Below are 6,490 nucleotides of genomic sequence, written 5' to 3' on the forward strand. Positions count from 1 at the left end.
ACCGGTGCTGGTCAGCTACCTGGTGGCGCCCGAGGCGTCAGAAGACACCTTGCGCGAAGCGCTGAAACACAGCCTGCACCAACAACTGCCGGACTACATGGTGCCGCAGTACTGGCTGTTCATGGAGTGCCTGCCCCTGACGCCCAACGGCAAGCTGGACCGCAAGGCCCTGCCCAAGCCGGACGCCAGCCAGGTGCAGAAGACCTATGTGGCACCGAGCAGCGAACGGCAGCGGCAAGTGGCGCAGATCTGGCAAGAAGTGCTCAAGCTTGCGCAGGTGGGCCTGACGGACAACTTCTTCGAACTGGGCGGGCACTCGTTGCTGGCCACCCAGGTCATGTCGCGAGTGCGGCAGTTGCTGAACGCTGAAGTACCGCTGCGTACGTTGTTTGAACACAGCACCTTGCAGACCTTTGTCCAGGCCTTGGAGCCAGAGGCGTCGAGCGTACAGGCCCCCGCGTTGACCCGGATCGAGCGCGATCAATCGTTGCCGCTGTCCTATGCCCAAGAGCGGCAGTGGTTCCTCTGGCAATTGGACCCGGACAGCGCCGCTTACCATATTCCGACGGCGCTGCGCCTGCGCGGCACCCTGGATGTCGCTGCGCTGGAGCATAGTTTCAACACGCTGCTGGCGCGTCATGAGAGCCTGCGCACACAGTTCATCGAAGAAGACGGGGGCACCGTGCAGGTGATTCAGCCCGAGATGAAACTGACTCTCGCCGTCGAACCCTTCTGTCCGACAGCAGATTTCGATACGCGGCTCAAGGCCCGGGTCGACCAGGAAGTAAGCCAACTGTTCAACCTGCATCAAGGTCCGTTGTTGCGGGCCAAATTGCTGCAATTGGCGGCCGACGACTACGTGCTGATCGTGACTCAACACCACATCGTCTCCGACCGTTGGTCGATGAAAGTGACTGTGGATGAGTTGATTGAACTTTATGCCGGTTACAGCCAGGGCCAGGACGTGCAACTGCCGGCCTTGCCGATCCAATACGCCGACTACGCACTGTGGCAGCGCCAGTGGATGGACAGCGGCGAGCGCGAGCGTCAACTGGCATATTGGTTGGAGCAACTGGGCGGTGAGCAGCCCGTACTGGAGTTGCCGACCGATCATCCGCGTCCGGCCCAGCAGAGTTACCGTGGTGCGCAAATACAGATCCCGTTGAGCGCAGAGCTGGGCGCGGCGTTGAAACAGTTGGCCCAGCGCGAACAGGTCACGCTGTTTATGCTGTTGCTGGCGTCGTTCCAGGCTTTGTTGCACCGCTACAGCGGGCAAAACGATATTCGCGTCGGCGTGCCCATCGCCAACCGTAACCGGTTGGAGACCGAGCGCCTGATTGGCTTCTTCGTCAATACCCAGGTGCTCAAGGCTGAGTTCAGCGAGGGCTTGTCGTTTCGCGACTTCCTGGGCCAGGTGCGCCGTTCCGCGCTGGCTGGCCAGGCCTGGCAGGACCTGCCGTTCGAGCAGTTGGTCGATCGCTTGCAGCCCGAGCGCAGCCTGAGCCATAACCCGTTGTTCCAGGTGATGTTCAACCATCAGAGCCAGGACCCCCAGCACCTGAGCACCAGCATTCGGCTGGACGCGTTGCATGTCGAAGGCTTGAGCTGGGAGAGCGCCACGGCGCAGTTCGACCTGACCTTGAACACCTTCGAATCCGAGGACGGGGTGTCGGCGTCACTGATTTACGCGACTGACCTGTTCGAGGCCGCGACCATCGAGCGCCTGGCCTTGCATTGGCAAACCCTGTTGCAGGGGATCGTCAGTGACCCGCAGCAGTCGGTGGCCGAGCTGGCGCTACTCAGCATCCGCGAAGCGCAGTTGATCACCCACGATTGGAATACCAACGGTTCGACCTTTGCCGATCAGCCTGGTATCCAGCATCTGATCGAAGCGCGCGCCGAGCAACAGCCGGATGCCTTGGCCCTGGTGGCGGGCGAGCAAACCCTGAGTTACGCCCAGCTCAATGCGCGGGCCAACCAGTTGGCGCACCGGCTGATCGAGCTGGGTATTGCGGCGGAAGTCCGGGTGGGCGTGGCGATGCCGCGCTCCAGCGAGTTGGTGATTGCCTTGCTGGCGGTACTCAAGGCCGGTGGCGCCTATGTGCCGCTGGACCCGGATTACCCGCAGGACCGTGTGGCCTACATGCTTGAAGACAGCCAGGCCAAGGTCTTGCTGACCCAGGCCAGCCTGTTGGAGCAGCTGCCGCAGGGTGATGCCCAGGTCGTGCTGGTGGAGGCCGGTGGCGACGCGTTTGCCGGATATGCGCAGCACAACCCGGGGCACCGTGGGCAGTCGTCGAACCTGGCCTATGTGATTTACACCTCCGGCTCCACGGGCAAGCCGAAGGGTGTGGCGATTGCCCACCGTAATGTGCTGGCGCTGATCCACTGGTCGCAGCAGGTGTACAGCCAGGATGACCTGCAAGGTGTCCTGGCCTCGACGTCCGTGTGTTTCGACCTGTCGGTGTGGGAGATTTTTGTCACCCTGGCCAGTGGCGGTTCAATCGTCATGGCACGCAATGCCCTGGAGCTGCCTGACCTGGCGGCCCGGGATCAAGTGCGCCTGATCAACACCGTGCCGTCGGCGATTGCCGCCCTGCAACGGGCCGGGCAGATTCCCGCGAGTGTGCGCATCATCAACCTGGCCGGTGAACCGCTGAAGCAGTCGTTGGTAGAAGTGCTCTATGCGCAGCCCACGGTGGAGCATGTCTACGACTTGTACGGGCCATCGGAAGACACTACCTATTCGACCTGGACCCGGCGCGCCATCGGGGCATCGGCCAATATTGGCCGGCCCCTGGACAACACCGCCAGCTACTTGCTGGACCAACAGCTGCAAACGGTACCGATAGGCGTCGCCGCCGAGCTGTATCTGGCGGGCGAGGGTATCACCCGTGGCTACCTGTTCCGTCCAGGCCTGACGGCCGAACGTTATGTGCCCAACCCATTCTCGACCACGGGCGAGCGTCTGTACCGTACCGGCGACCTGACCCGTTACCGCGCCGATGGCGTGATCGAATACGTGGGGCGTATCGACCATCAGGTCAAGGTGCGTGGCTTCCGTATCGAACTGGGTGAAATCGAGGCGCGGTTGCTGGCCCTTGAGTCCGTGCGCGAAGGCGTGGTACTGGCAATCGAAGGGGCCAGCGGTCAGCAACTGGTGGCCTATCTGGTGGCCTCCGTCAGTGCCAGCGAAGGGGCGGCAGCCCTGGGCGAGGCGATCAAGGCGCAGCTCAAGGAGCACTTGCCGGAGTACATGGTGCCGGCGCATGTGGTGTTCCTCGACCAGTTGCCGCTGACCCCCAATGGCAAGCTCGACCGCAAGGCTTTACCGGTGCCAGACCTGACCCAGAACCTGCGGGCATACCTTGCCCCGGGCAATGCCCTGGAGCGCCAGCTTGTGGCGATCTGGCAGGACATCCTCAAGCTTGAGCAGGTTGGTGTCACGGATAACTTCTTTACCCTGGGTGGCGACTCGATCATTTCGATCCAAGTGGTCAGCCGGGCGCGCCAGGCGGGTATTCGCTTTACCCCTAAAGATCTGTTTCAGCAACAAACAGTCCAGCGCCTGGCGAGGGTGGCTGAGGTCGGCGAACCGGATGGGCTCGTTGAACAAGGCCCGGTCAGCGGTGCCTGCGCCCTGTTACCGGTGCAGCAGTGGTTCTTTGAGCAGGCAATCCCCGAGCGTCAGCGCTGGAACCAATCGGTGTTGCTCAAGCCGTTGAACCCTCTGGATCCGCAACGCCTTGAACAGGCATTGCAGGCACTGATCAGTCATCACGACGGCTTGCGCCTGAGCTTTGACCCACAGAACCTGACGGCAAGCTATCGCTCCCTGGAGCAACAGCAGTTGTTGTCCGCGCCGCTCTGGCACAAAACGGTGGCTGACCTGGGCGAGCTTGAATGGCTTGCCGACCAGGCCCAGGGCAGTCTCGGCCTGGAGCACGGGCCGCTATTGCGTGCGGTGCTCTTCGAATTGCCCGGAGGCGAGCAACGCCTGTTGTTAGTGGTGCACCATTTGGTGGTGGACGGTGTGTCCTGGCGCATCCTGCTGGAGGACCTGCAAGAGGCCTATAGGCAGCTGTTGGCGGGGCAGGTGATCACGTTCGGCCTCAAGACGGTGTCATTCAAGCGCTGGGTCGAGCACTTGCAGGCTCATGGCCAGAGCGCCGCTTTACTGCAACAGTTGCCGTACTGGCAAGCCCAGGGGTTGGCCGATGCCGCACAACTGCCTTGCGACAACCCGCAAGGCTCACTGCAAAACTGTCATGCCCAGACGGTCTACACGCGATTGAACTCAACCCTGACCCGTCAGTTGTTGCAGGACACGGCCGTGGCCTACCGGACCCAGATCAACGACTTGCTGTTGGCTGCTTTGGCGCGGGTGATCTGCCGCTGGACCGGGCAAGGCTCAACGTTGATCCAGCTTGAGGGCCATGGCCGCGAAGAGCTGTTTGAACAATTGGATCTGACCCGCACCGTGGGCTGGTTCACCAGTATGTTTCCGGTCAACTTGACGCCGGCCGCAGGCGTTGCTGACTCGATCAAGCAGATCAAGGAGCAGTTGCGTGCGGTACCCGATCGCGGGGTCGGTTTTGGCCTGTTGCGTTACCTGGGCGATGAGCCGACACGCCAGGCCCTGAGCCAACAAGCAGTGCCGCGCATTACCTTTAACTACCTGGGGCAGTTCGACGGCAGTTTCGATGCCGAGGACGGTGTGCTGTTTGTTCCGGCCACTGAAGCCAAAGGCGCCGAGCACAGCCCGCTGGCGTCATTGGGCAATTGGTTGTCGCTCAATGGCCAGGTGTATGGCGGTGAGTTGAGCCTGGGTTGGACCTTCAGTGAGCAGATGTTCAGTGAGCCGGTGATTCAGCGCCTGGCCGATGAATACGCCCGTGAACTTGAGCAACTGATCGAACATTGTTGCCAGCCCCAGCATCGTGGCCTGACACCCTCGGATTTCCCGCTGGCGACGTTGACCCAGCAGCAACTGGACGAATTGCCGGCCAGTGCTGGTGCGATTGAGGATGTGTATGCCTTGTCGCCGATGCAGCGTGGCATGTTGTTCCATACCCTGTATGAGCCTCAGGGTGGCAGTTACACCAACCAGGTGCGGCTGGATGTCGAGGGGCTTGATCCGCAACGTTTTCTGGCCGCCTGGCAAGCCACGATGGATGTTCGCGATGTACTGCGCACCAGTTTTGTCTGGCAGGGCAGCCTGGAGCAACCGGTGCAGGTGGTCCACCCACACGTCAGCGTGCCGTTCACGGTATTGGACTGGCAAGGTCGCGCCGATCTCATGGCGCAGCTGGACGCCCGAGCCTTGGCTGAGCGTGCGCAGGGCTTTGATTTGACGCAGGCACCGTTATTGCGTCTGGTGCTGATACGCGTCGATGCACTGCGTTATCACCTGATCTACACCAACCATCACATCCTCATGGATGGCTGGAGCGCTTCGCAATTGATGGGGGAGGTGTTGCAGCGCTACAGCGGTGAAACGCTGGCGTTGAATGCCGGCCGCTATCGTGACTACATCCAGTGGCTGCAACGCCAGGATGCCGAGGCCAGCGAGCGATTCTGGAAAGAGCAACTGCTGGCGCTCAATGAGCCGACCCATTTGGCCCGTGCTATCGCACACACACCAGTCGCCGGTTCGCAGGCGCTCTATGGCGAACAGCGCCAAGTTGTGGACGAACCTACCACCCAACGTCTGCGCAGCCTGGCCCAGGCTCACAAAGTCACCCTCAACACCTTGGTCCAGGCGGCCTGGCTGTTGCTGTTGAAGCGTTATACCGGTCAATCGAGCGTGGCGTTCGGGGCTACTGTGTCCGGGCGGCCTGCCGACCTCAAGGGCGTCGAACAACAGATCGGCCTGTTCATCAATACGCTGCCGGTGATTGCCAGCCCACAACCTGAACAAAGCCTGGAAAGCTGGTTGCACAGTGTGCAGCAGTTGAACCTGCGCCTGCGTGAGTACGAATACACGCCGCTGTTCGACATCCAGCGCTGGGCCGCGCAGGACGGCGGTGACCTGTTCGACAGCCTGCTGGTGTTCGAGAACTACCCGGTGTCCGAGGTGCTGCAGCAGGAAGCGCCCAAGGAACTGGTGTTCAAGAACGTCAGTTATTTCGAGCGGACCAACTACCCGTTGACCGTGATGATCGGTGTGGGGCAGACCCTGGCGTTCAACTTCAGCTATCAGTGTGCGCACTTTGCGGCCTCGACCATTGGTCAAGTGAGCGAACAACTGCTGGCTGTGCTTGAACAGATGCTTGAGGTAGCAGCGGACAGTCCACTGGGCGAGCTCAAGTTGTTTGAGACCAGCCAGCAGCAAATGTTGCATGACTGGAATCGTACCGCCGCAGCTTACCCGGCCGGGCAGTGCATCCAGCAGTTGATCGAAGAACAGGCGGCGCGCACCCCAGAAGCGGTGGCGCTGGTGTTTGCCGAACAACAACTGAGCTACGCCGAACTCAATGCCCGGGCCAAC

At 61.4% G+C, this 6,490-nt stretch carries 1 protein-coding gene; it reads left to right on the forward strand.

What is annotated here, in order from left to right:
• A partial coding sequence (locus FJD34_RS27970) for a non-ribosomal peptide synthetase (protein WP_223232769.1) occupies window positions 1-6,490 on the forward strand: 6,490 nt, incomplete at both ends.

The organism is Pseudomonas brenneri, from assembly GCF_007858285.1.
Classification (GTDB): Bacteria; Pseudomonadota; Gammaproteobacteria; order Pseudomonadales; family Pseudomonadaceae; genus Aquipseudomonas; species Aquipseudomonas brenneri.